General features: G+C 57.9%; 20 protein-coding genes. 9 read left to right on the forward strand and 11 right to left on the reverse strand.

Annotated elements, in window-relative coordinates; all coding sequences use genetic code 11:
- Positions 1 to 52: 52 nt before the first annotated feature.
- From ACO0U8_RS01395 to ACO0U8_RS01405, 3 genes are all read right to left on the reverse strand, one after another.
- Positions 53 to 1030, reverse strand: a complete 978-nt coding sequence (locus tag ACO0U8_RS01395) for an oxidoreductase (RefSeq protein WP_421670137.1) — start codon at positions 1028 to 1030, stop codon at positions 53 to 55.
- Between the two features lie 184 nt (positions 1031 to 1214).
- Positions 1215 to 2552 carry an LLM class flavin-dependent oxidoreductase gene (locus ACO0U8_RS01400; protein ID WP_056780575.1) on the reverse strand — a complete coding sequence of 446 codons (1338 nt, stop codon included), beginning with the start codon at positions 2550 to 2552 and terminating at the stop codon, positions 1215 to 1217.
- Positions 2553 to 2561: 9 nt separating this feature from the next.
- The gene (locus ACO0U8_RS01405) at positions 2562 to 3548 is read right to left on the reverse strand and encodes an MsnO8 family LLM class oxidoreductase (RefSeq protein WP_421670138.1); all 987 of its coding nucleotides are present in this window, start codon (positions 3546 to 3548) and stop codon (positions 2562 to 2564) included.
- Positions 3549 to 3784: 236 nt separating this feature from the next.
- Here ACO0U8_RS01405 and ACO0U8_RS01410 point away from each other — a divergent pair, with 236 nt between their 5' ends.
- The 5 genes from ACO0U8_RS01410 (at position 3785) to ACO0U8_RS01430 (ending at position 8445) form a co-directional block, all read left to right on the forward strand.
- Positions 3785 to 4969 carry a M20 peptidase aminoacylase family protein gene (locus ACO0U8_RS01410; RefSeq protein WP_421670139.1) on the forward strand — a complete coding sequence of 395 codons (1185 nt, stop codon included), beginning with the start codon at positions 3785 to 3787 and terminating at the stop codon, positions 4967 to 4969.
- Between the two features lie 204 nt (positions 4970 to 5173).
- Positions 5174 to 6103: an ABC transporter substrate-binding protein gene (locus ACO0U8_RS01415; RefSeq protein ID WP_183848133.1), complete on the forward strand. Its 930-nt coding sequence runs from the start codon at positions 5174 to 5176 to the stop codon at positions 6101 to 6103.
- Between the two features lie 15 nt (positions 6104 to 6118).
- Positions 6119 to 6622, forward strand: coding sequence for a GNAT family N-acetyltransferase (locus ACO0U8_RS01420; RefSeq protein ID WP_056780587.1), 504 nt, complete (start codon positions 6119 to 6121; stop codon positions 6620 to 6622).
- 35 nt (positions 6623 to 6657) lie between these two features.
- Positions 6658 to 7572 carry an amino acid ABC transporter permease gene (locus ACO0U8_RS01425; RefSeq protein ID WP_122095492.1) on the forward strand — a complete coding sequence of 305 codons (915 nt, stop codon included), beginning with the start codon at positions 6658 to 6660 and terminating at the stop codon, positions 7570 to 7572.
- Between the two features lie 27 nt (positions 7573 to 7599).
- On the forward strand, positions 7600 to 8445 hold the full coding sequence (locus ACO0U8_RS01430) for an amino acid ABC transporter ATP-binding protein (protein ID WP_238485167.1): 846 nt from the start codon (positions 7600 to 7602) through the stop codon (positions 8443 to 8445).
- 147 nt (positions 8446 to 8592) lie between these two features.
- Here ACO0U8_RS01430 and lsrG read toward each other — a convergent pair whose 3' ends face one another.
- From lsrG to lsrA, 6 genes are read right to left on the reverse strand one after another with little or no spacing between them, the layout of a single operon-like run.
- Entirely contained in the window at positions 8593 to 8883 is a 291-nt protein-coding gene (gene lsrG / locus ACO0U8_RS01435) for a (4S)-4-hydroxy-5-phosphonooxypentane-2,3-dione isomerase (RefSeq protein ID WP_056780596.1), read from the reverse strand.
- Between the two features lie 3 nt (positions 8884 to 8886).
- Complete coding sequence (lsrF, locus tag ACO0U8_RS01440; protein ID WP_421670140.1) at positions 8887 to 9762, reverse strand: 3-hydroxy-5-phosphonooxypentane-2,4-dione thiolase; 876 nt, start codon at positions 9760 to 9762, stop codon at positions 8887 to 8889.
- Between the two features lie 17 nt (positions 9763 to 9779).
- The gene (gene lsrB, locus ACO0U8_RS01445; RefSeq protein WP_421670141.1) at positions 9780 to 10781 is read right to left on the reverse strand and encodes an autoinducer 2 ABC transporter substrate-binding protein LsrB; all 1002 of its coding nucleotides are present in this window, start codon (positions 10779 to 10781) and stop codon (positions 9780 to 9782) included.
- A gap of 28 nt (positions 10782 to 10809) precedes the next feature.
- Positions 10810 to 11835 carry an autoinducer 2 ABC transporter permease LsrD gene (lsrD, locus tag ACO0U8_RS01450; RefSeq protein ID WP_183846745.1) on the reverse strand — a complete coding sequence of 342 codons (1026 nt, stop codon included), beginning with the start codon at positions 11833 to 11835 and terminating at the stop codon, positions 10810 to 10812.
- Positions 11835 to 12911, reverse strand: a complete 1077-nt coding sequence (gene lsrC, locus ACO0U8_RS01455; protein ID WP_421670142.1) for an autoinducer 2 ABC transporter permease LsrC — start codon at positions 12909 to 12911, stop codon at positions 11835 to 11837. Before lsrC ends, lsrD begins: the two co-directional genes overlap by 1 nt.
- Positions 12905 to 14467 carry an autoinducer 2 ABC transporter ATP-binding protein LsrA gene (gene lsrA / locus ACO0U8_RS01460; RefSeq protein WP_421670143.1) on the reverse strand — a complete coding sequence of 521 codons (1563 nt, stop codon included), beginning with the start codon at positions 14465 to 14467 and terminating at the stop codon, positions 12905 to 12907. The genes lsrC and lsrA overlap by 7 nt, the downstream gene beginning before the upstream one ends.
- Before the next feature lie 231 nt (positions 14468 to 14698).
- Here lsrA and lsrR point away from each other — a divergent pair, with 231 nt between their 5' ends.
- Complete coding sequence (gene lsrR, locus ACO0U8_RS01465) at positions 14699 to 15685, forward strand: transcriptional regulator LsrR (protein WP_056780619.1); 987 nt, start codon at positions 14699 to 14701, stop codon at positions 15683 to 15685.
- Positions 15686 to 15755: 70 nt separating this feature from the next.
- The gene (lsrK, locus tag ACO0U8_RS01470) at positions 15756 to 17348 is read left to right on the forward strand and encodes an autoinducer-2 kinase (RefSeq protein ID WP_168734077.1); all 1593 of its coding nucleotides are present in this window, start codon (positions 15756 to 15758) and stop codon (positions 17346 to 17348) included.
- Between the two features lie 44 nt (positions 17349 to 17392).
- On the opposite strand, the gene kdgT is transcribed toward lsrK, so the two are convergent.
- Together kdgT and fsa are read right to left on the reverse strand one after the other, a co-directional pair.
- Positions 17393 to 18388, reverse strand: coding sequence for a 2-keto-3-deoxygluconate transporter (gene kdgT, locus ACO0U8_RS01475; RefSeq protein WP_414071182.1), 996 nt, complete (start codon positions 18386 to 18388; stop codon positions 17393 to 17395).
- 261 nt (positions 18389 to 18649) lie between these two features.
- Positions 18650 to 19315, reverse strand: a complete 666-nt coding sequence (gene fsa, locus ACO0U8_RS01480; protein ID WP_056780627.1) for a fructose-6-phosphate aldolase — start codon at positions 19313 to 19315, stop codon at positions 18650 to 18652.
- A 146-nt stretch (positions 19316 to 19461) separates the two neighbouring features.
- Between fsa and ACO0U8_RS01485 the strand changes: the two genes are divergently transcribed.
- Entirely contained in the window at positions 19462 to 20361 is a 900-nt protein-coding gene (locus ACO0U8_RS01485; RefSeq protein ID WP_421670144.1) for a glycyl-radical enzyme activating protein, read from the forward strand.
- Positions 20362 to 20366: 5 nt separating this feature from the next.
- Complete coding sequence (locus ACO0U8_RS01490) at positions 20367 to 22799, forward strand: formate C-acetyltransferase/glycerol dehydratase family glycyl radical enzyme (protein WP_421670145.1); 2433 nt, start codon at positions 20367 to 20369, stop codon at positions 22797 to 22799.
- Positions 22800 to 22850: the final 51 nt, after the last annotated feature.

Consider the following 22850-nt stretch of genomic DNA (forward strand, 5'->3'; position numbering starts at 1 on the left):
AAAATTGAGCGGAAAGGTACCCGGTATCGCAGAGGATACCGGGTCAGGCAGCTTAGCCGCCAATCTTCACCAGGGTTCTGCCCTGAATGTTATTGTTCAGGAAATCTGCCGCCACCGCCGGCGTCATTTCCAGCGTGATCTCCGTGGCAGCCTGCTGGTAGAAGCTTTCCGGCAGGGTATTCATCAGGCGTTCCCAGACCGCCGCACGGCGTTCGGCAGGTACCGACACCGAATCGACGCCCTGCAGACGCACATTGCGCAGGATAAACGGCATCACGGTAGTCGGCAGATTAAACCCTCCGGCCAGGCCGCAGGCCGCCACGCAGCCGCCGTAATTGGTCTGCGCCAGCAGTTTCGCCAGCACTTTGTCACCGACCGTATCCACCGCACCGGCCCAGATCTGTTTTTCCAGCGGACGGGTTTCGGCGAAATCATCGCGGGAGAGGATCTCGCTGGCGCCCAGTTTACGCAGGTAGTCGTGGGTCGATTCCCGGCCCGTGACCGCCGCCACGGTGTAACCGAGGGTATGCAGTAACGCCACCGCCGTGCTGCCGACACCCCCGCTGGCACCGGTCACCACCACGGTGCCACTTTCCGGCGTCACACCGGCGTCTTCCAGCGCCATCACGCACAGCATGGCGGTGAATCCTGCGGTACCGATGATCATGGCGTTACGCGCCGCCATGCCTTCCGGCAAGTGCACCAGCCAGTCGCCTTTCACGCAGGCCTGTTCCGCCAGCCCGCCCCAATGGGTTTCACCGACGCCCCAGCCGGTGAGGATCACTGACTGCCCGACGGAAAAACGCGGGTCTTTGCTGCGGCTGACGTGGCCGGAAAAATCGATGCCCGGCACCATCGGAAACTGACGGATAATTTTGCCCTGGCCGGTGATGGCAAGCGCGTCTTTGTAATTAAGCCCTGACCAGCTGACATCAACCAGCACATCGCCTTCCGTCATTTCCGGCAGCGCAATCTCTTTCACCTGCGCAAGCGTTGCCTTGTCTTGTTGTTCGAGAACCAATGCTTTCATATGTTTTCCTTAAGCGTTCCGGGATTTCGAAGGGTTTTGCGAAACCTACGCCCAATCTTTTGAAGAGGCAAGCCCGGAAGGCTTTTTGTCAGGATACCCACGGCACCCTGTACCGCCCTGCAAAGCAAAAAGCCCGCTCGGGGCTACCGAAGCGGGCGGGGAGTCTATGGCTAGTATGTTGTAACTATTTCTCGTTCACCGTTTCGCGGCGGGTTTCCTGCACGCTGTAGCGGTTGGATTTGAACGGAATATCCAGCCGTTCGCGCAGCGTGGTCGCCTGCGAAGGATGCCAGTAACCGCGCGCTTCCAGCACCGGCAACACCAGCCGCGTGATGTCGGCGAGCGCTTCCACCAGTACCGGACCGCTGATGATAAATCCGCTCGCACCGCCCTCTTCCACCCAGCGGATCAGCGTATCGGCGACCTGCTCCGGCGTGCCGAAAAACTCACCGCGCGGCAGCGTGGTCTGATAGGCCACTTCACGCAGAGTCAGATGCTGCTCTTTTGCCTGTTTCTTGATGCTGTCTGTGGTCGAACGGAAGGTGTTTTGCCCCAGATCGCCCAGCTCCGGGAACGGGCCGTCTGGCGGATACTGGCTGAAATCGTGGTGATCGAAGAAGCGCCCGAGGTACGCCAGCGCATCGTCGAGGGATAACAGCGACAACAAATACTGATATTTGGCTTCGGCCTCTTCTTCGGTATGGCCGACAATCGGGCTGATGCCGGGGAAAATACCCACCGGATGACGGCCATTTTTCGCCACCTGCGCCTGTAATTTGGCCGAATATTCCTGCGCTTCTTCCAGCGTGCGGGCGTTAGTGAAAACGGCATCGGCAGATTTACCCGCCAGGGCGATCCCGGCATCTGACGCACCGGCCTGGAAAATCACCGGCTGCCCCTGCGGCGAACGCTGAATGTTCAGCGGCCCTTCCACCGAGAAGAATTGCCCCTGATGGTTCAGTTTGTGCAGTTTGGCGGCATCGAAAAATACGCCACTTTCGCGGTCACGGACAAAGGCATCGTCTTCCCACGAATCCCACAACCCCTGCACCACGCTGATGTACTCCTCGGCAATCTGGTAACGCAGCGCGTGTTCCGGGTGATCCTTGCCAAAGTTTTTAGCTGAACCGGCCAGCGGCGACGTCACCACGTTCCAGCCCGCGCGCCCCTGGCTGATGTTGTCTACCGTCGCCAGCTGACGTGCGACGGTAAAGGGATCGCTGTAAGAGGTTGAAATGGTGCCCGCCAGCCCGATGCTGTGCGTGGCCGAGGCCAGCGCAGACAGCAGCGCGATCGGCTCAAAACGGTTAAGGAAATGCGGCAGCGATTTTTCATTGATGTGCAGGCCGTCGGCGACAAACAGGAAATCAAACCCGGCTGCTTCGGCGCGCAGGGCCAGATCACGAAAATAGGGGAAATTAACGCTCGCATCGGCAGGCGCCTGTTGATGACGCCACGAGTTCATATGGCCGCCTGCACCGTGCAACATCAGACCGAGCTTGATACTTTTTGAATGGCTCATGAAATCTCCTTACAGCTGGCCAGCCAGCAATTCAATGGACTTCAGACGCACGGCGGCATCTGTCAGTGGGGTGTGCAGGACGAATTCGTTGACGCACAGACGGCGCTGAATATCACGCAACTGCTCATGGATATCGCCGGGTGTGCCGTGCAGCACGCTTATCTGCTGCTTTTCGATGGTGAAATGTTTCTCACCGGCCTGACGAACAAAGGCTTCCGCCTGCTCGCGCGTGCCGACGGTGACATGCCGGTCGCCAATCGTGACGCGAAAATTATGTTGTTCCGCCACCAGAGCGGCGGCCTCTTCACGCGTCTGCGCCGCCAGCACCGCCAGGCTCACCAGTGCCTGGCCCTGACCCGCAGAATATTCATGGAATGCCAGCACCGATTCGGTCATCACTTCTGCTGACGTATTGATGAAACCGGCGAAAACAAAGTTCCAGCCAAGGGATGCCGCCAGCCGCGCGCTCTCTTTACTGGCACCCAGCAGAAAGCGCTGCGGAGCCACCGGCGGACGCGGCAAGGCGCGCGCTTCGGTCCCGGCCAGATGGTCATCAAGATGAGTCAGATAATGCGTGAGTTGCTGCAACTGCGCGGGAAAACCCGGCGCATTGTCCGCGTGATTGTGTGCACGCAAGGCTTTGGTCGAAAGCGGCAAACCGCCGGGTGCCTTGCCGATGCCGATATCAACGCGATCCGGCGCCAGCGAGGACAAAAGATGGAAATTCTCGGCCACTTTGTACGGGCTGTAATGTTGCAGCATCACACCGCCGGAGCCGATACGCAGCCGCGAGGTGCGCGCCAGCAGCCAGGCAATCAGCACTTCCGGCGAACTGCCGGCCAGTTTATCGGTGTCATGGTGCTCGGAAACCCATAAGCGGTGATACCCCAGTTTTTCCGCCGCCTGCGCAAAGCTCAGCGTCGCCTCCAGTGCCTGCGCAGCGCTCTGCCCGTCAGGTATCGGGCTTTGATCTAATAAGCTCAGTCGGTAATTCACGTCGGGCATTCCTTTTTATCTGCCGGTGTCCGGTAGCCACATCATTAATGATAAAAAGAGTTCCACGAAGTCAGCCTGAAACGAAATAATTAAATCGCGTTTCTATAGTGAATATTTTGCTATGCGGCACGTTTGCGATTTCGTTTATAAATTATAGCCACAGGGTATTTAGTCCCTTCGTCCTGAGTGGCTAGGATGAAATGACTGCAATCTCTACCCATATAAGGCTATTTATAATGACCCTTTCACTTGCCGATGACATCCGTACCGATGCGGGTACAAAAAATACTGAATTAGAAAAGCAGCTCATCGCTCACCGTCGCGAATTACATCAACATCCTGAATTATCCAATCAGGAATTTGTCACCACCCGGAAAATTACCGACTGGCTGAACGCGGCGGGGATCCGTATTTTGTCCCTCGGCCTGAAAACCGGCGTTGTCGCTGAAATTGGCCCTGAGCACGGGCCGGTGGTGGCGCTGCGCGGGGATATCGACGCCCTGCCGATTGAAGAAACCTCCGGCGTGCCGTTCAGCTCGCAGCAACCGGGCGTCATGCACGCCTGCGGCCATGATTTCCACACGTCGGTGATCCTCGGCGCGGCCTATTTGCTCAAAGCGCGGGAAGACCAATTGCCTGGCCGCGTGCGGTTGTTTTTCCAGCCTGCGGAAGAGCGGTTTGGCGGTGCCACACAGCTGATCAAGGCCGGTGCGCTGGAAAACGTTGATGCGATTTTTGGCCTGCACAATGCGCCTGAATTGCCGGTGGGCACCTTCTCCACCAAGGGCGGCGCGTTCTACGCCAACGTCGATCGCTTCCAGATAACGGTCACCGGCAAAGGCGCGCACGCGGCGCATCCGGAAGAAGGTGTGGACAGCATTGTCACCGCCAGCCATATCGTCACCGCGCTGCAAACACTGGTCAGCCGCAATGTGGCGGCGCAGGAATCGGCGGTGGTCAGCGTGACCCGCATCGAGGGCGGCAACACCTGGAACGTTCTGCCCCAGCATGTCGAACTGGAAGGCACGGTGCGCACGCACAACGACGATATCAGGGAGCAAATTCCGGGGCGGATCCGCCAGCTGATTTCCGGCGTCGCCGCTGCTCTGGGCGCACAAGCCGAACTGCACTGGTTTGGCGGGCCACCGGCGGTCGTCAACACCCCGCGCTGGGCAGAGTTCAGCCTGCAGGCGGCGGCTGAATTTGGGTACAAGGCCGAAGTGGCCACCGCGCAAATGGGCGGCGAAGACTTTGCGTTTTATTTGCATCACGTCCCCGGTGCATTCGTCAGCATCGGCTCGGCCAGCGAATTTGGTTTACATCATCCGCAGTTTAATCCGGATGAAGCCGCTATTTTCCCGGCGGCGAATTATTTCCAGCAACTGGCCGAAAAAGCCCTGCAGGAATTAACCGCCGGATAACCGCTTTATTCCAGATTTTATTTCCTCACGCCCGGATATTCCGGGCATTTTTCGTGGGATTTATCCGCTGATCTGTATTTCCATTTTCTCTCTTTGATTATTTAATTTTGTTGTTTTACATCCCTGTAACACTCGGGAATAGTGAAAGTGTCACCTCACGGTCATCACCACAGACAATAAGCATGCAGGGTAAAAATAATAATGATGAAACATAGCGCCACTCTCACAGCCACCGCCATCGCAGCACTCGTCAGTTTTTCTTCAGCAGCTTACGCCGCGCCGGGTATTGATCTGATTGCCAATGAAACGCCAATACACACGCCGAAAAGCCCGGAAGCCGTGGCAAAAATTCCGGCCAACTTTAAGTTTGTCGAACCGGGGACGCTGACCGTGGCACTGGCCGTCCTCGGCAGTGCCCCGCCCTTTGGCCTGTTCGCCCGTGATAACAAAACGGTGATCGGCAGCGAGGCGGATATCGCCCGTCTGGTGGCCGACGGTCTGGGCCTGAAGCTGAAAGTGGTCCCGGCTGCCTGGGAGGACTGGCCGCTGGGCGTCACCTCCGGCAAATACGACGCGGCGATCTACAACATCACCGTGACCAAAGACCGCAAAACCAAATTTGATTTCGCCACTTACCGCCAAGACACGCTGGGCTTTTACGTGAAGACCGGCAGCAAAATCACCTCGATAAAATCCGCACCGGACATCGCCGGTAAACGCATTATCGTCGGCTCCGGCACCAATCAGGAAGCCGTGCTGCTGGCGTGGGATAAAGAGAATCAGGCCAAGGGGCTGCCGGCGTTTAAACCGCAATACGTGACCGACGATGCCGCCGCGACGCTGGCGATCCAGTCTGGCCGCGCCGATGCCACTTTCGGCCCGAACGTGACCGGCGCGTATAAATCGCTGCTGACCGGTAAAACCCAACTGGTCGGCACCGTGCCGGGCGGCTGGCCGAAAACGGCCAACATCGCTGTCACGCTGAAAAAGGGTAACGGATTAGTGGATGCCGTGCAGGCGTCGCTCAACAGCGCCATCGCCAGCGGTGCCTATTTACAGGTGCTGGATCGCTGGGGCGAGAGCGTCGAGAAAATTGACCATTCAGAAATCAACCCGCCGGGACTGGGCGACTGATCAGGAGACTGCACCATGAGCGACGATATCTTTATTCAGACCGTGCCGGACGATCCGCTGATTGCGCCGGTCATCGAGGGGTTATTTGGTGAATACCGCGAGCGCTACGGCGACTTTTTCTCCAGCCAGCCACCGGAAGATGACAGCGTATTTTCCGCGCCCGGCGGCGCATTTATCGTCCTGCTGAGAAACGGCGCGCCCATTGCGATGGGCGCCTACAAACGCTACGACGAAGACACTGCCGAACTGAAACGCATCTGGACGCACCGTTCGCTGCGCCGTCAGGGGCTGGCACAGAAGATTTTGCAGGAACTGGAGCGTCGGGTCGCGGCACAAGGTTACCGCCGGGTCTTTCTGACCACGGGTTTCCGTCAGCCGGAAGCCGTCGGGTTGTATTTATCCCACGGTTATCAGCCGCAGTTCGACACCCGGCTGGATCCGGAAGTGTATTCCCGACCGCCGTATGACGGGCGTCTGCCCTTCATCAAGGCGCTGACCGCTGATGTTCCGGTCACCTGACCGGCACGATAACACTGAATACAGGCAGAAAAAGTATGAGCGAAAACACATCCCCGTTCGTGAATCATCCCCCGCTGAAAGTGGTGCCGGCGCGCTATCCGTGGCGGCTGGCCGGTGCGGTTTTTTCGGTGTTCATTTTGCTGGCGATTGTGCAGTCGATAGCCACCAATCCCCGCTGGGAATGGGGTGTGTTTCGCCAGTGGTTTTTTGAACCGGTGATTTTGTCGGGGCTGGCTAAAACCCTGCTTCTCACCCTGCTCGGCACGGTATTTGGCGTCATCTTCGGCACCGCGCTGGCCCTCGCCCGCCTGTCGAAATCCTACCTGCTCAATTCGCTGGCCTGGGGTTACATCTGGTTGTTCCGTTCGCTGCCGTTGTTGCTGGTGCTGATCATCCTCTACAACTTTTCCTATCTGTACGACAACCTCTCGCTCGGCATTCCGTTTACCTCACTGTCGTTTTTCAGCACCCCGACCGTGGATCTGCTGGATCAGTTCTCCGTCGCCGTGCTTGGCCTGTCACTGGTGCAATCGGCGTATACCGCAGAGATCATTCGCGGCGGGATCATGGGCGTTGAACAGGGTCAGCACGAAGCGGCAGCGGCGCTGGGGTTACCGGCATACCGCCGCACCTTCCGCATCATTTTGCCGCAGGCGCTGCGCTCAATTTTGCCGACCGGTTTTAATGAAGTGATCAGCCTGGCGAAAGGCACGTCGATTGTGTACGTGCTGTCGATGCCGGAACTGTTTTACACCGTGCAGGTGATTTACAACCGCACGCAGCAGGTGATCCCGCTGCTGATGGTGGCGACCATCTGGTATCTGCTGATCACCACGGTGCTGTCGGTTTTACAGTATTACGTCGAGCGTTATTTCTCACGCGGCACCGTACGTCAGACTGCCCCGACGCTTTTTCAGCGCCTGCGCCAGTGGCGTCTGACCCGCGCATGAGCGGCTTAACTTTCCAGGAGAATCATCATGTCCGAAGCCTTTGATTTATTTGTAAACCGCCCGGCGGAAACTCCCGTTAAGCCGTTGTTCCCGCGCAGGCCGCAGGCGGCCACCGTCGGACACATCAGCATCAGTAACCTGAGCAAATATTACGGCGCGCATAAGGCGCTGGATAACGTCAGCCTGAACATCGAACCGGGGACGGTCACGGTGATCCTCGGCCCCTCCGGCTCCGGTAAATCTACCCTGCTGCGCACCATCAATCATCTGGAACGCGTGGACGAAGGTTTTATTCAGATCGACGGCGAGTACATCGGTTACCGCCGCAAGGGTGACACGCTGTACGAACTGAAAGAGCGCGCCATTCTCAAACAGCGCACCCACGTCGGTTATGTGTTCCAAAATTTCAATTTATTCCCGCACATGACGGTGCTGGATAACATTATCGAAGCGCCGGTGGTGCACGGTTTCCTGAGCCGTAAGCAGGCCATCCTGCGGGCCTATGATCTGCTCGACACCGTTGGCCTGCGCGAAAAAGCCCACGCCTGGCCGCGACATTTGTCCGGCGGCCAGCAGCAACGCATCGCCATTGCGCGTGCGCTGGCACTCAATCCCAAAGTCATGCTGTTCGACGAACCCACCTCCGCCCTTGACCCGGAGCTGGTCGGCGAAGTGCTGGACGTGATTAAAAAACTCGCGCAGTCGGGCGTCACGCTGGTGGTGGTCACCCATGAAATCGGCTTTGCGCGCCAGGTAGCGGATCAGGTGGTGTTTATGGTGGATGGCCGCGTGGTGGAAAGCGGCGCTGCCGCACAGGTACTGGAGCGCCCGGTTCATGCGAGGACCCGGGCTTTCTTAGAAAAGGTGCTTTAAGATTTCCGATTGCACCGGAAGCTGGCAGGAAAGTGCTTTTGCTGTTTTGGATTATGCCCTGCTTTTTCAGCAAGCGCGGTTTACGCACCTGGGCGGCGGCGACAGGCCGCCCCCCAGGCTGGTGTTACCTTGACGTTAAACGTCAGCTTACGGATATACCCCTTTAAACACCGTCTTCTTCCTCGGCTCCGACATAATCCCTTCCAGCGCCTCGACGCAACGGAGATAATGCGGGGTTTTCTTATGCGCCAGCACCGCGTCGTTATCCTGATAGGCTTCGTAGATAAAGAACCGCGTCGGTACCGTCTCGTCCTGCAATACATCAAAGCGCAGATTCCCCGGCTCCTGCACCGCGCCGAGATGGTTGGCGTGGAACACTTTCAGAAACTCTTCCACCTTCTCCGGCTGAACATTAATTTCGACCAGCGTCACTTCCATGATTCACCCCTTTTCGCTCAGGAACAGTTCATACGCATGCGCCACGCTGGCGTTTTCATGCACCACCGCCTTCACGGCTTTCAGCATGGCGACCGGTGATTCTGACTGGAAAATGTTGCGCCCCATATCGACACCCGATGCGCCCTGATCGATAGCCTTGAAGCACATTTCCAGCGCCTCGCGTTCCGGCAGTTTTTTACCGCCGGCTATCACGATAGGCACCGGGCAGCCCGCCGCGACGCGCTCAAAACCGTCATCAACGAAATAGGTTTTGATGATGTTGGCGCCCATTTCCGCTGCGATGCGGGTCGCCAGCGAGAAGTAACGCTGATCGCGCGCCATGTCGGTCCCGACGCCGGTCACCGCCATGGTCGGCATGCCGTAGCGCATCCCCTGATCGACCAGCTGAATAATATTTTTAATCGACTGATGCTCATATTCACTGCCGATATACACCTGCGCCGCCATCGCCGTGACGTTCAGGCGCAGCGCATCTTCAATCGCCACCGCCACCGTTTCGTTGGAAAGCTCGGTCAGGATCGAGTTACCGCCGGAGGCGCGCATCACCACCGGTTTGTTGACGGCGGCAGGTACCACGCTGCGCAGCACGCCACGGGTACACATCAGCACGTCAGTGTGGGCGAACAGCGGCGCAATGTTGATGTCAATGCGTTCAAGGCCGGTCGTCGGCCCCTGAAAATAGCCGTGGTCAAAGGCCAGCATGACCGTACGACCGGATTCAGGATTGAAAATCCGCGCCAGCCGCGACTGCATGCCCCAGTCCAGCTGACCGCAGCCTTTAAGAAAGAAGGCGTGATTGTGCTGCGGCGTGCCGATGCCGAAGTTTTTGCCGTCTCTGATGTCATCCAGATCTGCCATTTCCTGTCTCCTTATCGTCAGAAATCGTATTTACCGATGTTGTCTTTGGTGAAGACCACACGCTCCGGCAGTAACACAATGCCGTTGCCTTTGGCCTCATACTGGTAGCCCTGCACGCTGTTCGGCATCACTTCCACCGTTCCGAGGTCCGGTACGTCCAGTTTGTCACCCACGTTAAATTCGCCTTTTTTCAATAAATGATCGGCCACGTAAACCGAGATCTTGCCCTGACTGACCACGTCCCACAGACCGAACTGTTTCACCGTGCCGCGCTCAACGTACGGGCGCATCACGTTTGGCGTACTGAAGCCGACGATGGTGACGTTAGTGCGTTTGAGGTTTTCTGCCGCCTGTGCGGCAGCCGGTAACGCGTTGGCGTCAGGGGCAATAATCGCGTCGAGATCGCCATAAGATTTGAGGATCCCTTCGGCGGTTTGCAGCGATTTGGTGGCGTCGTTATAGCCGTACTGCGTGGTCACGATTTCCCAGCCCGGATGCTCTTTGGCAATTTTGGCTTTCGCCTCTTTCACCCACTGGTTCTGGTCGGTCACCGTCGGGCTGGAATAGAAGAACGCCACTTTGGCTTTTTCTTTCTTCACCTGACTCGCCGTCATCTCCACCAGCATAGATCCGAGCTGCTGCGGTGTGCCCTGGTTGATGTAAATCGAACGGCATTCCGGTTTGGTATCGGAATCCCAGGTCAGCACTTTTACGCCGCGCTGCATGGCGCGTTTCAGCGCCGGACACAATCCGTCGGGCGACACCGCCGCGACCACAATCGCGTTGTAGCCCTGATTGACGAAGTTGTTGATCATCTGCACCTGACCGGAAACGCTCGGTTCGGTCGGGCCATCGTAGGTTACATCCACGCCCAACGCCTTGCCCGCCGCCGTGGCGCCGTTACCGCCGCTGGTGAAATAGCCGACGCCGACCAGTTTAGGAATAAACGCGATACGTTCTGCCGCCTGCGCGCTCAGGCAGGCGAGGCTGACGGCGCTGGCAATTAATACGGTTTTCATTGTGTTGGCTTTCATCATTAACCCCGGCTTATTGAGAAGACGTGACAGAAGAAGAAGGAGCAGACCAACGCTGGCGATAACGCTGGAAAACACTGCGGATAAGACCCCGGTTGAGGCTGGCGGAACGGCCAATCACCACCAGGATAAGCAGCGCACCCGACAGCGCGCTGGAAACCTGACTGGAGACGCCGACCATCTGTAAACCCTGCTGGAGATACCCGATCAGCAGCGTCGCCAGCGCCGTGCCGAGAATGGAACCTGAACCGCCGTAGATATTGGCGCCGCCGAGCACCACGGCGGTGATGGCGGGCATCAGCAAGGCGTTACCGAGATCTGAACGCGCCGAGCCGAAATAAGAGGTCATCAGAATGGCGGCCACTGCCGAGGCCAGCCCGGTCATGCCGTAAAGGGCAAACACCGTGCGGCTGACCGGCAGCGCGCCGTAACGCGCCACACGGGCATTCTGACCGATGAGAAACACGTTGCGACCGGTGCGACTGCGGTGCATCAGCAGCCAGAAAAACAGCGTCGCCAGCAGGAAGATCAGCAGCGGCATGGGTAATCCCAGCACCACCTGATTGGCGAAATTGGTAAAGGCATCCGGGAAATTACCGATGCCTTCGAAACCCGTCGCGCCCGCCAGCCCCGAAAGCAGCAAGGCGCTGCCGCCGAACAGATAGAGCGTTCCGAGCGTGATCACCAGCGGATTGACGCCGGTATAGAGGATCAGCGCCGCGTTGAGTAAACCGCAGGCGGCACCGAGCGCCAGCGTGAGGACTATCGCCAGCGCCAGCGGCACACCGGCCTGACACAACACGCCGAGCGCGATGGCGCACAGGCCGATGGTGGAACCGAAAGAAATGTCGATGCCACCGCTGACAATCACCAGCGTCAGCGGCAGCGCCACAATGCCGATGGTGATGAAATCACTGGTACTGAACAGCAGTGTACTGGCGTCCAGCATGCGCGGGTTGGCGAAACCGAACAGCAAGATTTCGGCGATTAGCAGCACCAGCAGCGCCGCTTCCCAGCCATATTGTTGAAGTTTGTTCATCACACCACCCCGCTCTTTTTGCCGGTGCTTAGCCGTCGGCTGGTATTTTTCGGATGCTGAGATTTACGTTCAGCAGGTTTCTTTGAAACCGGCGGGCTGGCGGAAAGAAAACGGGCGTATTTCTGGCGGCGCAGGTTTTTCTGCAACGCCTGCCGCAATCTGCCGTCAAACACCAGCACCGCCAGCAACACCACGCCGGCGATGAAATCGTTCCACCAGGCAGGAAGACGTAACAGCACCAGCACGCTGTCAATTTGGGTCAGGAAATAGGCGCCGAGCACCGCGCCGACGATTGAACCGGTGCCGCCGAGCAGGCTGATGCCGCCCAGCACGCAGGCAGCGATGGCTTTCATCTCCAGCCCGCTGCCGGTCTGGTTTGGCACAAAGCCGATTTGCGAGGCGAACACGATCCCGGCGATCGCCGCCATCATGCCGTTGATGCCGAACGCCAGAATGCGCACGCGGTTGACCGCCACGCCGAGCTGCCGTGCGCCCTGTAAGTTGTCGCCGACAGCGTAGAAACTGCGGCCAAAGGCGGTGCGGCTGAGCATCCAGAACATCGCCACAAGTAAAACAATCACCAGCCAGCCCAGTGATGAAACGCTGAGGAACACCGGTTCAGAGAGCGATTTAAGCCCGGCCGGTAAGCCTTCAATCCATTTGCCGCCGGTCATCAGCAGCATCAGCCCGCGGTATAAACCGAGCGTACCGAGCGTGGCGACAATCGCCGGAATACGCAGCCACGCGACCAGCACACCGTTGAACACCCCGGCCAGCAGGCCGGTGCCGAGCGTCAGCAGGCAAGCCAGCGGCAGGTTCATGCCGCCGTTGAGCAGCACGCCCAGCGTCACGGCGCACAGGCCGGTAATGGAACCCACCGACACGTCAATGTTGCGGGTCAGCATCACCACGGTGGCCCCCATCGCCAGCAACATCAGGATCTGCGCGCTGCCGAAAATCATGCTCAGGGTCTGGAAGCTGAACGACTGGCTGTCCATTGCGCCGAGCAGGGCAAACAGCGCGATAATCGCCATCAGCGCGGTCAGTTCACGATTGTTCTGTATGCGCTTTAGCATGAGGATCCTCCGGTGGCGGCGGTCTGGGGATGATTACCAAACGCGATGTGCATGATGTTATTGACGTTGATGTCCGCCCCGCGCAATTCGCCGCTCAGTTCACCCTGATGCATGACGAACACCCGCCCTGCCAGCGCTTCGATCTCATCCAGATCGGAAGAAATCAGGATCACCGCCACGTTCTGCTCCACCACGTTGCGCAGCAGCTGGTAAATGTCGGCGCGCGCGGACACATCCACGCCCCGCGTTGGTTCATCCACAATCAGCACCGCTGGCTGCGCCTCGAGGCATTTGGCGATCAGCAGTTTTTGCTGATTACCGCCGGAAAGCGTGCGGGCGGTTTGCGCCCCGTCGCGGTATTTAATGCCGAGTGCGCGGTGATAGCGTTCCAGCACCGCGGCTTCGCGTTTGATATTCAGCCACCAGCCCTGACGGTTGAAGGTGAGTGAGGTGGTGTTCCAGCTCAGCGGCGCATCCAGATAAAGGCCGGAGGCCTGCCGGTCTTCCGGCAGATACACCAGCCCTTTTTTCAGCCGCTGTAAGGTGGTCAGGCCGCTGATGTCTTGTTGCATCAGCATCACCTGACCGCTTTGCGCGGGGCGCAGGCCATACAGGGTTTCCGCCAGTTCGGTCCGCCCTGCTCCCACCACGCCTGCCAGCCCGACGATTTCCCCGGCGCGGGCGCTGAAGGAAATATTGATAAAGCCTTCACCGGTCAGATTCTGCACGTCTAAGACCGGTTCGCTGCCTGCCTGATTACGCCGTGTGCCGGGCAGATCCAGCCACAGTTTTTGTTCTGCGGGCAGCGCGTTGTCCAGGTTTTGCGGGGTGATAGCGCGGATCAGCGCATCGTTATCGAGGTCAGACAATGTGCCGCTCAGCGCGATATTGCCGTCGCGCATGACGCTGACACGGTCGGCAATCGCGCGGATTTCCGGCAGTTTATGCGAGATAAACACCACGCCGACGCCTTTGTCAGTCAGATGCCTGACCTGGGTAAACAGGCGGGCGGATTCAGCCGGTGTCAGCGAGGCGGTCGGTTCATCGAGGATCAGCAATCGCGCGTCGCGCATCAGACCGCGCAGAATTTCCACCAGTTGCTGATCGGCCACCTCAAGGGTGCCTGCCAGCGCACCGAGCGGCAGGTTGCAGCCCAGCCCGTCCAGCGTGTGTTGCAGTTTTTTCTCGCTGGCCTGCCGGGCGGGTAAGCGAAACAGAATATTTTCCCGCACCGTCAGGCTCGGGAACAGCATCGGCTCCTGCGGCACCAGATAGATGCCCGCCTCATGCGCTTTCGCGGGGGTCATCGCCACCAGCGGTTGCCCCGCGAGCTGCATCTCACCGCTGTCCGCGGTTTCGACGCCGGCAATGATTTTCATCAGCGTTGATTTCCCGGCCCCGTTCCCGCCGAGCAGCGCATGCACTTCCCCGGAGTGCAGGCTGAAACTGATGTCTTTCAGCACGGCGATACCGGAAAAATTTTTGCTGACGCCGCTGACCTGTAAAAGTACAGGCGGGCAACCGGGTGTTGCGGATGAATGTTCGCTGTGCTGCATGCGTCGCCCTCGGACTGGATACATTAAGTGAACAAATGTATTTATCATTTAACATTGTTCATAAACCTAGTCTGCGGCGGGGAAGAAAACTTTTGGGTCGATCACAATTTGTTCAACTCATATACTCTGCGATATGATTCAGGCGTCAATCATTTGGAATTTGCCATACACATCACAGTTAACAACATTTCGTTAACGAACAATTGATCTACATTTTGATAAGTGTTCACTATGACTTCTGAAAACGGCACAAAAACGGTCCTGTCCGATTTAACTAATCATCTGGAATTCAGCATGGGTGAAGAGGAACTGCTGGCGCGCACCGCGTGGTTCTATTACCACGACGGCCTGACCCAAAATGAGATTGGTGAACGGCTTGGGCTGACGCGGCTGAAAGTCTCGCGCCTGCTGGAAAAAGGCCGGCAGTCCGGGGTGATCCGGGTGCAAATTAACTCGCGTTTCGAAGGGTGTCTGTCGCTGGAAAACACCCTGCTGGAACGTTTTGACTTGCAGCAAATCCGCGTGCTGCCGCAGCTGGCCGACGGCTCGCTGAGCGCACGGTTGGGCGTCGGCGCGGCGCATATGCTGATGACCCTGCTCAAACCAGAACAGCTGCTGGCGGTAGGGTTTGGCGAAACGGCGATGAGTACGCTGCAACACCTGAGCGGATTTATCTCCTCTCAGCAAATCCGCATGGTAACGCTTTCCGGCGGTGTCGGGCCGTACATGACCGGCATCGGCCAGCTGGATGCCGCCTGCGGTGTCAGCATTATTCCCGCGCCGCTGCGGGCGTCATCCGCCAGCGTGGCCGCGATTTTCCGTCAGGAACGAAACGTTCACGACGTGATGCTGGCAGCCTGCGCCGCCGATATCGCGGTGGTCGGCATTGGTTCGCTGAATCAGAAACAGGAAGCGACCATCCTGCGCTCCGGGTATATCAGCGAAGGCGAACAGTTGTTATTTGGCCGCAAAGGCGCGGTCGGCGACATTCTCGGTTTCTTTATGCAGCGCAGCGGCGAGCTGGCAGAAAATATGGCGATCCACGATGAGCTGATCGCCGTGAAGCCGGACGAACTGGCCAGCATCCCCACCGTGTTAGGCGTGGCGGGCGGTGTCGAGAAAGCCGAGGCCATTGTCGCGGCGCTGAAAGGTAAACGCATTAACGCACTGGTTACTGAAGAGAGCACAGCAAGAGCCATGCTGGCGCTGCTCGGCTGACCCGCAGGGTGTAAGGGGTGTGGCGGTCAGGTAACAGGTGCCCGATAAACCGGCACGGGAGAACCTGGCGATGACCTCAACCCTGAACTCTGACCACGAACGCAGCTATTTAATGGCGCTGGACGCCGGGACCGGCAGTGTCCGCGCGGTGATTTTCAATCTCGAAGGCGAACAGATAGCCGCCGGACAGGCCGAGTGGATCCATCTGGCGGTGCCGGATGTGCCCGGCTCGATGGAATTTGATCTGCAAAAAAACTGGCAGCTGGCCTGCCAGTGTATCCGTCAGGCATTGCAGGAAGCACATCTCCCCGCCTCCGCCATCCGCGCCGTTGCTGCCTGTTCGATGCGCGAAGGCATTGTGCTGTATGACAAATCCGGCGCCCCGATCTGGGCCTGCGCCAACGTGGATGCGCGCGCCAGCCGCGAAGTCTCCGAACTGAAAGAAATCCACGATTTTGAATTTGAACGCGAAGTCTATGAATGTTCCGGCCAGACGCTGGCACTCAGCGCCATGCCGCGTTTGCTGTGGCTGGCTCATCATCGCCCGGATATCTACCGTCAGGCCGCTACCATCACGATGATCAGCGACTGGCTGGCGTATATGCTCAGCGGCGAACTGGCGGTTGACCCGTCAAATGCCGGCACCACCGGGATGTTAGATCTCACCACCCGTAACTGGCGGCCTGAGTTGCTGGACATGGCCGGTCTGCGTGCCGATATGCTGTCGCCGGTGGCTGAAACCGGCACCCGCCTCGGCTACGTCACCGCCAGCGCCGCCGATGCCTGCGGGCTGAAAGCGGGAACGCCGGTCGGCATGGGCGGCGGCGATGCGCAGCTCGGCACGCTCGGCCTCGGGCTGGTGCGCCCCGGCCAGACCGCCGTACTCGGCGGCACGTTCTGGCAGCAAATCGTCAATTTACCCCAGCCGGTGACCGACCCAGAGATGAATATCCGCGTGAATCCGCACGTCATCCCCGGCATGGCGCAGGCGGAATCCATCAGCTTTTTCACCGGCCTGACCATGCGCTGGTTCCGTGATGCGTTCTGCACCGAAGAGAAAACCCTGGCGCAGCGGCTGGGTGTGGACACTTACAGCCTGCTGGAAGACATGGCCGCCCGCGTGCCGGTCGGTTCGTGGGGCGTGACGCCGGTGTTCTCTGATGCGATGCATTTCAAAAACTGGTATCACGCCGCGCCGTCGTTCATCAATCTCTCCATCGACCCTGAAAAATGCAACAAACCGACGTTGTTCCGCGCACTGGAGGAAAACGCCGCTATCGTCTCGGCCTGTAATCTTGACATGATCGCCGCTTTTTCAGGCGTGCGCGCCAAATCACTGGTGTTTTCCGGTGGCGGTTCGAAGGGGAAATTGTGGTGTCAGATTTTAAGTGACGTCACCGGCGTGCCGGTGAATGTGCCGGTGGTAAAAGAAGCCACGGCGCTGGGCTGCGCGATTGCGGCCGGTGTGGCTGCCGGGGTGTATGCCTCTCTCGCGGATACCGGCGAAGCCCTGGTGCGCTGGGAGCGGGAATATCAGCCGGATGTGGCCAATCATGCAAAATATCTGGTGCAGAAAGCCAACTGGCAGGAAGTGTATGCCGATCAACTGGGGCTGGTTGACCGGCATTTGACGACGTCGATGTGGAAAGCGCCGGGGTTATAAACCGGGGTGATAAAGGGGGAACTGAACGCCCCCTTCGTTTCTGCTTATTTAATTCGCGCCACCGTCTCCAGCTTAACGCTCTGTTTTGCGGCTCTTCCTTTCATTTTTTTCGACCACATGGCCGTCAGGATAGGGACCAGAATCGAGGTCACAATCACCGAGGTGGCGACCAGCGCCGTGGCGGCCGGGGCGACGGCTTTGAATTCCGGCACCATTTCAGCAATCAGCACGGGCGTTGCTACTGCCGCACCGGCGGAGCTGGAGGCGGCGATACCGGCGGTCCCGTCACCTCCTCCGATAAATTTATCTGCCAGCATCAGCGGGATACCGGTCACGACAATCACCGAAAGACCCAGCAGAATACCCAGCAGACCTGTCTGTGCGATCACGGTCAGATTGATGGTGCAACCGAGTGCAAAACCAAAGAACGGGATCAGCGTTTTAATCGCTTTGCCGAAGAATTCACGCAGTTCAGGATCCAGATTACCCAGGCCAAAACCAATCAGGAAGGGCAGAACGGCACCGATAAAGACGTGCGGTTCAAAAGAGGCGATACCCGCCGTGCCGAGAATGATCATGGTCATCAGCGGGCCAGATTCCAGCGACATCAGAACAAAGGCGCTCGCCTCTTCTTTCGTGCCGTATTGCTCCATCACCGAGGCGTATAAACCGCCGTTAGTCATGTCCATCGCCGCCACCAGCGCCAGCACCGACAGCCCGGCGAAGAAGCCAAACTCGACGCCGTTTTCCGGCATAAAGCGCGAGGCTATTGCCGCCACAATCCAGGCAACGGCAATTTTGGTGATAACCAGTGTGCCGGATTTACGCAGTACGGTACCGGTCGCGCTGATTTTGATGGAGGCACCCATGCAGAAGAACCAGACCGCCAGAATAGGCACCGTGCCGGTCATCAGCCCGTTGGTGAAGGAACCGAAATATTTTCCCGAGTCAGGGGCAAAGGTGTGACACAGCGCGCCGATGAACAGAGGCACCAACATCATGCCGCCGGGGATTCTTTCTATCGCTCTTTTAATGTGCATATTTTCCACCTGATATAAAAGTATTGGATGACGTTATGCCGTTACGTTATCCATTCATCAGGCTTATAAAATTGACCGCAATCATAAAATGAAACGATGTTTCTATTTTTTAGATCAGCAGTTTCATTAATGGCGTTCGTCAATAATTAATTTCGGCGCGAAATCACATTTCCAGCTTTTTTGTACGAAAATTCTTAACCTATGGAAACAAAAAAACCCGCAACAGTGACCTGTGCGGGCGGGGGTGAAACGAAGGGGAAATCAGCCGAGGGACGTGGTGCCGAAGGCCTGCCGCCAGTCTGCGTCAAACTTTTCTATGGCCGCTTCGACCGCAGGCGTGTTGAGCAGCTGTTCAGCCACGTCCACCGGCAGAGTGATCGACTGGCAGCCTGCCAGCAAACAATCCATCGCCTGACGCGGCGTTCTGAAACTCGCCGCCAGAACTTTGGACTGCGGTGCATGGAGGGTGAGAAGCGTCTGTAACTCTTTGACCATCGCGATGCCGTCACCGCCCTGCGCGTCGACCCGGTTCACATAAGGCGCAACATATTCCGCACCGGCCAGCGCCGATAACAATCCCTGACCCGCGCCGTAAACCGCTGTGCCGAGCGTCGGAATGTTCATCCCTTTCAGCTTTTTAATCGCCGCCAGGCCTTCCCGCGTGACCGGTATTTTCACCACTAAACCCGATACCCGTTGTGAGAGTAACAGGGCTTCAGCGACCATTTGCTCGGCGTCTGATGCCATCACCTGCGCAAATAATTTCCCGGTGCCGCCCAGCGCATCACGCAGTGCGGGCAGTACGTCCCACAGCGATTTCCCCTCTTTCGCCACAATACTCGGATTGGTGGTCACTCCCTGTAACGGCAGAATGCGTGAAAGACGTTTTACCGCAATGACATCGGCAGTATCGAGATACAGCTCCATAACCCTCTCCTTGAAACCTGTGAGCGAATGCAAAGTTCTGAGAGTGTACGCCTGCAAGCGCAAGGTTTGTTGATCATCATCAAACTGACTTACGAATGAAAGCCTGTAAATTATGAGTGAAGGTTTTTAACCGCGAGAGTGTCCTTATGATTTTCAATGTGCAGCGTTATTCCACTCATGATGGCCCGGGGATCCGCACGGTCGTCTTTCTCAAAGGCTGTTCACTGAGTTGCACCTGGTGTCAGAACCCGGAAAGCCGTGCGGCTGCGCCTGACATTCTGTTCGACGCCCGTCTGTGCAGCGCCGGATGCCAGCACTGTGCGCAGGCATTTCCCCACGCCGTGGCCGTCACGGAGAACGGTATTGAGATCCGTCGGGACGATTTCCTCGCCAGCGATATGTGCCAGCTAGAACAGGTTTGCCCGGCCGGTGCGCTGAGCGTGTGCGGGAATGAGGCGGATATTGACGCGCTGATGACGCAGATCCTGCGCGATAAACCTTTTTATCAGCGCACCGGCGGCGGCGTGACGCTTTCCGGCGGTGAACCTTTCATGCAGCCGCACACCACGTTGACGCTGCTGCAACGTTGCCGTCAGGAAGGGCTGCACACCGCCGTTGAAAGCTGTCTGCATGTGCCGTGGAAATACATCGACCCTTCACTTGGCGCGCTGGATTTGCTGCTGGCCGATCTCAAACATGTCGCCGACGCCCCCTTCCGGCGGCTGACCGGTGGCTCGGCCAGACGGGTGCTGGATAATTTCCGGCGTCTGGCCGCAGCGGGTCAGAGGCTGATTGTGCGCGTTCCGCTGATCCCTGATTTCAACGCCGACCGGGCGTCTGTCCGTCAGATTATCGATTTTGCTGCTGAAGAAACGGGCTGCGAAGCCATCCATTTTTTGCCGTATCACACCCTGGGTATCAATAAATACGTGCTGCTCGGACAACCTTATCTGGCCGCGCGCCAGCCGTTAAATGCCCCTGACCTGCTGACATTCGCCGAAGAATACGCCGCAGAAAAAGGGCTTTGTGCACAGTTAAGAGGATAAAAAGAATGACTCAACTGAATCTGAACACCCTTTCCGCCCGTATTCGTGCGCATAAAGAAGCGCTGATCCATATCGTTAAACCGCCGGTCTGTACCGAGCGCGCGCAGCATTACACGCAGGTTTATCAGCAACACGCCGACAAACCGCTGCCGGTTCGCCGCGCGCTGGCGCTGGCCAGACACCTGAGTCAGCGCACCCTCTGGATCAAACATGACGAGCTGATCGTCGGCAATCAGGCCAGCGAAGTGCGCGCCGCGCCGATTTTTCCGGAATACACCGTCGGCTGGATTGAAAATGAAATAGACGCGCTGGCTGACCGACCGGGGGCAGGTTTTGCCGTCAGCGCAGCCAATAAGAAAATCCTGCATGAAATTTGCCCGTGGTGGCGCGGCCAGACGGTGCAGGATCGCTGCTACGGCATGTTCACTGACGAACAAAAAGCGCTGCTCGACAGCGGCATTATCAAAGCCGAAGGCAATATGACGTCCGGTGATGCCCATCTGGCGGTGAATTTCCCGCTGCTGCTGGAGCTGGGGCTGGACGGGCTGCGTCAGAAAGTCGATGAGCGACGCAGCCGCATTAATCTGACTGACTGGGAGGATTTGCATAAAGAACAGCTGCTTAAAGCCATTGATATCACGCTGGCGGCGTTCAGCGATCACATCGTCCGCTACGCCAGCCTGGCGCGCGAAATGGCCGCTTCGGAGCCGCGCGAAAGCCGCCGTGCCGAATTGCTGACCATCGCTGCCCACTGCGAGCTGATCGCCCATCAGCCGCCTGAAAACTTCTGGCAGGCCTTGCAGCTGTGCTATTTCATTCAGCTGATTTTGCAGATTGAATCCAACGGTCACTCGGTGTCGTTTGGCCGCATGGATCAGTATTTGTATCCGTTCTACCGCCGCGATGTTGAGCTGGAGCAGACGCTGGAACGCCATCAGGCGATCGAGTTGCTGCAAAGCTGCTGGCTGAAACTGCTGGAGGTCAATAAGATCCGCTCCGGTACCCACTCGAAAGCGTCGGCGGGCAGCCCGTTGTATCAGAACGTCACCATTGGCGGTCAGAATTTGCATCACGGCGTGCCGTCTGATGCCGTAAATCCCCTTTCCTACGCGGTGCTGGAATCGTGCGGGCAGCTGCGTTCGACCCAGCCAAACCTGAGCGTGCGCTATCACGCCGGTATGAGTGCCGATTTCCTCGATGCCTGTGTGCAGGTGATCCGCTGCGGATTCGGTATGCCCGCCTTCAATAACGATGAGATCGTGATCCCTGAATTCATCAAACTGGGCGTCGAAAAAGAAGATGCTTACGATTATGCCGCCATCGGCTGCATCGAAACCGCGGTCGGTGGAAAATGGGGTTACCGCTGCACCGGCATGAGTTTTATCAACTTTGCCCGCGTCATGCTCGCCGCGCTGGAACAAGGGCAGGACGCGAAAAGCCAAACCTGCTTCCTGCCGCAGGCGCGCGGTTTGTCGCAGGGGAATTTCGAGAATTTCGAACAGGTGTTTGCGCAGTGGGATGCGCAGATCCGTTATTACACGCGCAAATCCATCGAAATCGAATGCGTGGTTGATACCGTTCTGGAAGAAAATGCGCAGGATATTCTCTGCTCGGCACTGGTCGATGACTGCATCGAGCGCGGCAAAACCATCAAACAGGGCGGCGCGAAGTACGACTGGGTATCAGGGTTGCAGGTCGGTATCGCCAATCTGGGGAACAGCCTGGCGGCGGTGAAAAAACTGGTGTTCGATCAGGGTGTGATTGGCCAGCAGGAACTGGCTAAAGCGCTGGCATCAGACTATGAGGGGCTGGACGGTGAGCGTCTGCGTCAGCGTCTGATTAACGGCGCGGAAAAATACGGCAACGATCATGATGACGTTGACCAACTGCTGGTGCGCGCCTATCAGTGTTACATCGATGAACTGGCAAATTATCACAACACCCGTTTTGGCCGTGGCCCGACTGGCGGCACCTACTACGCGGGGACCTCGTCGATTTCTGCCAACGTGCCCTTTGGTGCGGCCACCCCCGCAACACCAGACGGAAGAAAGGCGTACACTCCACTGGCAGAAGGCGCGAGTCCGGCATCCGGCACCGACCATCTCGGGCCGACGGCAGTGTTTAATTCGCTGGGTAAATTGCCGACCGCAGCGATCCTCGGCGGGGTGTTGCTGAACCAGAAACTGAATCCGGCCTCGCTGGACAATGAAGGCGACCGCCAGACATTAATGCTGATGCTGCGCACCTTCTTTGAGGAACATCGTGGCTGGCACGTGCAGTACAACATTGTCTCCCGCGAGACGCTGCTTAAGGCACGCGAAGAGCCGCAAAACTACCGCGATCTGGTGGTGCGCGTTGCCGGTTATTCCGCGTTCTTTACGGCTTTATCGCCTGAGGCGCAGGATGATATTATTGCGCGCACTGAACATACGCTTTGATGTTCACCTCTGAATTTACCTTTATCGGGGCGGCTGTGGCCGCCCGTATTT

The sequence above is a fragment of the Rahnella sp. EDr1-12 genome (assembly GCF_049206505.1).
In the GTDB taxonomy this organism is placed as follows: Bacteria; Pseudomonadota; Gammaproteobacteria; order Enterobacterales; family Enterobacteriaceae; genus Rahnella; species Rahnella rivi.

Coding starts and splice junctions, on each gene's coding strand:
- ACO0U8_RS01395 (WP_421670137.1), bottom strand. CDS start 1,030: ATGAAAGCATTGGTTCTCGAACAACAAGACAAGGCAACGCTTGCGCAG.
- ACO0U8_RS01400 (WP_056780575.1), bottom strand. CDS start 2,552: ATGAGCCATTCAAAAAGTATCAAGCTCGGTCTGATGTTGCACGGTGCA.
- ACO0U8_RS01410 (WP_421670139.1), top strand. CDS start 3,785: ATGACCCTTTCACTTGCCGATGACATCCGTACCGATGCGGGTACAAAA.
- ACO0U8_RS01415 (WP_183848133.1), top strand. CDS start 5,174: ATGAAACATAGCGCCACTCTCACAGCCACCGCCATCGCAGCACTCGTC.
- ACO0U8_RS01420 (WP_056780587.1), top strand. CDS start 6,119: ATGAGCGACGATATCTTTATTCAGACCGTGCCGGACGATCCGCTGATT.
- ACO0U8_RS01425 (WP_122095492.1), top strand. CDS start 6,658: ATGAGCGAAAACACATCCCCGTTCGTGAATCATCCCCCGCTGAAAGTG.
- ACO0U8_RS01430 (WP_238485167.1), top strand. CDS start 7,600: ATGTCCGAAGCCTTTGATTTATTTGTAAACCGCCCGGCGGAAACTCCC.
- lsrG (WP_056780596.1), bottom strand. CDS start 8,883: ATGGAAGTGACGCTGGTCGAAATTAATGTTCAGCCGGAGAAGGTGGAA.
- lsrF (WP_421670140.1), bottom strand. CDS start 9,762: ATGGCAGATCTGGATGACATCAGAGACGGCAAAAACTTCGGCATCGGC.
- lsrB (WP_421670141.1), bottom strand. CDS start 10,781: ATGAAAACCGTATTAATTGCCAGCGCCGTCAGCCTCGCCTGCCTGAGC.
- lsrD (WP_183846745.1), bottom strand. CDS start 11,835: ATGAACAAACTTCAACAATATGGCTGGGAAGCGGCGCTGCTGGTGCTG.
- lsrC (WP_421670142.1), bottom strand. CDS start 12,911: ATGCTAAAGCGCATACAGAACAATCGTGAACTGACCGCGCTGATGGCG.
- lsrA (WP_421670143.1), bottom strand. CDS start 14,467: ATGCAGCACAGCGAACATTCATCCGCAACACCCGGTTGCCCGCCTGTA.
- lsrR (WP_056780619.1), top strand. CDS start 14,699: ATGACTTCTGAAAACGGCACAAAAACGGTCCTGTCCGATTTAACTAAT.
- lsrK (WP_168734077.1), top strand. CDS start 15,756: ATGACCTCAACCCTGAACTCTGACCACGAACGCAGCTATTTAATGGCG.
- kdgT (WP_414071182.1), bottom strand. CDS start 18,388: ATGCACATTAAAAGAGCGATAGAAAGAATCCCCGGCGGCATGATGTTG.
- fsa (WP_056780627.1), bottom strand. CDS start 19,315: ATGGAGCTGTATCTCGATACTGCCGATGTCATTGCGGTAAAACGTCTT.
- ACO0U8_RS01485 (WP_421670144.1), top strand. CDS start 19,462: ATGATTTTCAATGTGCAGCGTTATTCCACTCATGATGGCCCGGGGATC.
- ACO0U8_RS01490 (WP_421670145.1), top strand. CDS start 20,367: ATGACTCAACTGAATCTGAACACCCTTTCCGCCCGTATTCGTGCGCAT.